5 protein-coding genes and 2 pseudogenes are annotated in these 2,607 nt (G+C 57.2%); 2 read left to right on the top strand and 5 right to left on the bottom strand.

Annotation, left to right across the window (positions count from 1 at the left end; all coding sequences use genetic code 11):
- Positions 1-272, top strand: a pseudogene (locus QQS38_RS25820) (hypothetical protein); the annotation flags it as partial.
- 96 nt (positions 273-368) lie between these two features.
- Entirely contained in the window at positions 369-602 is a 234-nt protein-coding gene (locus QQS38_RS25825; protein ID WP_479648172.1) for a hypothetical protein, read from the top strand.
- A 51-nt stretch (positions 603-653) separates the two neighbouring features.
- On the opposite strand, the gene QQS38_RS25830 is transcribed toward QQS38_RS25825, so the two are convergent.
- From QQS38_RS25830 to QQS38_RS25850, 5 genes and pseudogenes are all read right to left on the bottom strand, one after another.
- The gene (locus QQS38_RS25830) at positions 654-902 is read right to left on the bottom strand and encodes a hypothetical protein (protein ID WP_479648173.1); all 249 of its coding nucleotides are present in this window, start codon (positions 900-902) and stop codon (positions 654-656) included.
- Positions 889-1,329: a hypothetical protein gene (locus tag QQS38_RS25835; RefSeq protein WP_479648174.1), complete on the bottom strand. Its 441-nt coding sequence runs from the start codon at positions 1,327-1,329 to the stop codon at positions 889-891. The genes QQS38_RS25830 and QQS38_RS25835 overlap by 14 nt, the downstream gene beginning before the upstream one ends.
- Positions 1,306-1,476 (bottom strand): annotated as a pseudogene (locus QQS38_RS25840) (RHS repeat-associated core domain-containing protein); the annotation flags it as partial. The gene QQS38_RS25835 and the pseudogene QQS38_RS25840, both read right to left, overlap by 24 nt.
- 36 nt (positions 1,477-1,512) lie before the next feature.
- Positions 1,513-1,941: a hypothetical protein gene (locus QQS38_RS25845; RefSeq protein WP_479648175.1), complete on the bottom strand. Its 429-nt coding sequence runs from the start codon at positions 1,939-1,941 to the stop codon at positions 1,513-1,515.
- The coding region (locus tag QQS38_RS25850) for an RHS repeat domain-containing protein (protein ID WP_479648176.1) at positions 1,938-2,607 on the bottom strand (670 nt) is incomplete at its 5' end. The genes QQS38_RS25845 and QQS38_RS25850, both read right to left, overlap by 4 nt.

Here is a 2,607-nt window from a genome sequence, read left to right on the forward strand (position 1 = left end):
CCTCGGCCGAAGCGCTGCGCAAGATCGCCCGGACCTTTGCCATCTCGACCGATTGGCTACTTTTTGAGGAAGGGGAGCGTGCCCCTTCCGACGATCTCGCCTTGCAGTTCGAAGCCGTTCAGCAGCTTTCGGACGACGAACGCGCCGTCATCAGGGAAGTCGTGGAGAGCCTGATCATCAAGTACCAATCGAGGCGGTGGGATTCGGCACGGCCAGCGGCGCCGGTCGCGAAGAAGGCAACTGCGCGGCGCAGCGCCGGCGCAAGCCGATAGGAGAGAGAAGGAAGGTAATGCAGTAAGAGCGCGGGCCGCATGGGCGGCAACCCATCCGGCCCGCTAACCACAACCAACTCGGTCAAGGAGTTGTTCATGGCTAAGGCCAATCATAAAACACGTCCAGCGGCAGACGAAGAGCCGATTGCTTTCGAAGTGCCACTGCAAAGCTCCGCTGAGCTTCCAGGCGGGTCGAACAAGCCGTTCATCCCGTGGATGCAGGTCACCGATGCCCTGCTCGGGCACCTCGGCTTCATGCCCGGCGAGCGCGTCTACTTTTCCGTCGACTACATCAAACGGCACATCTTCATCCGGCAAGCTTTCGACTGATCACCGCTTCAATGACAGAGGGCCGCGCAAGCGGCCCTCTGTCATGACACGTCATTTCAGGAGGTCTACGACCTCCTTGAACTCATTGTCCGATAACCCATCTATTGCTTCGATGCAGACACCATAATCTAGATCGAACTTGACGTTGAAGCGCTTTCCTTTGTAACGACAGCACAGAACATCTGCTTCCGGAATTGATGCCGTCTTTTCCAACGTAAGACCATCGACGCCGCGTCGCAGGCGCGCAAGCACCTCGTCGAAATCGAGCGAGTCAAGTTCGCGTGAGTTAAATTCCCGCATCGCTGAGCACCTTATTACAGTCCATGTCCCCGATCGTCATCTTGTCAACGCCGGGACGCGACCGCTTTGACGAACCGATGATGTAGTTATACGCATCATCGCCCTCATAGCCTTTACTACGCGCCTTGGACATCGTTTCTTGCCAAGTAAGCATCGGTTCTGCTTTGCCAGTGGGCGAATTGACCCCCGTGTAGAGCGCAGTCGCTGCTTCGCGATCCGCCATCAAAAGTCTGGCGCGAATGCGCGCTTGATTGCGGAGCTTGTGAGCAAGCCGCGCCTTCTGCTTCACGTTCTTACAGCTACAAAGCTGTTGGTCAATGTTCTGCTCTTCGCGTTTGTACCAGCAGCGTGTTTGAATGTCGCTGAGCGAGCCGCCCTTGGGATCCGTATCACGCAGTCGGACTAGCCCCAACGGGTCCGTCCACATGACCGGATTCGGCGCATACAAGTGCAAGTTGGAGCCGCCGGCCAAGCCGATAGGATCGTTCGATATGAACCGACCGCTGGCGGGGTCATAGTATCTGTGCCGGCTGTAATGCAGCCCGCTTTCTTCATCGAACTGCTGCCCCTGAAACCATTTTCATCGTCCGAGCGATTCTTGCCATCTCGGTCACGTGGGTGCCGAGCCGTCCCAGTCGGGCGGGAGCGTCGGTCTCTTTTTGTCATTTCGCTTAAGCGACATGCAGGCAAGCACCGCATAACTGGAGACCGCCAACAAGAGAACAAGAAGATGCTCCGAGGTTGGCACGGCCATCCAGCAAATGCGCTCGCTGTCATCGAGCGAAGTGACCACGGCCAAGGCTTCGTCGAAGCCGTGACATTCACGGCCTTGCGCACGCAGATTGTTTGACCGAAGTTGGAGGAGCCCTATCATTCCGGCGCGAGAGAATTCATCCAAATTCCCTTCATGCCGCAGAAATTCCTCTAGATCTCCTCTGCCTATCGCTGTCGCCAGGACATCCAAAGCCGGTTTGCTAAGGTCTTGGCGCCCAGTGATTGACGCGAAATCCACATGGTTTGATATCTCTCGAATCTTCATTGATGCGTCACCTTTGCTCCAGACCTGCAGCCGCGCAGCAAGACCTCCTGCTCACCGTATTCGTCGATCGAATATTCCCATGACCAGGTATCCTTGGGATTCGGCGCGCCTGTAGGGAGTTCCAACACGACGCCACCGGGGCCTTCTCGGTTCGCCCACCACTTCGCGATTTCTGGGTCGCGAGTCCACGAAGTGAAGGGGCTATCCCCAGAACGACCGCCAGCGTTATGTTGGTCAGCCGTTACGTCACCGTTGGGATTCCCAGGTTTAACGATACCCTTCTTCGCATCTTCGATAGCTGGGTGCTTTGCGCTTACGCCACGGTACAGGCACTTGCAGCATGTCAAACCCAGCGGATCAATCCACTGAATCGGGTTCGGTGCGTATTGATGCAGGTTTAGCCCACCGCGCAACCCAATCGGGTCTGCCGATATGAACCTTCCAATGCTTGGGTCGTAGTAGCGGTGTCGGTTTAGTGAGAGCCCCGTCTCAGGATCCTCCTGCTGCCCCTGAAACCGAATCGGATTCCCCGGCGCCATCCCCACCGTCTTCGACACCCGCGCAATAACGTCCTGCGTCTCCCCCCAAGCCTTGTACGTCGCCTCCCACACCACATCGCCCGCTTCGTCCGTCATCATATACGGCGTGCCGATATGATCGCACTGG

It is taken from the genome of Trinickia sp. Z7, from assembly GCF_056498045.1.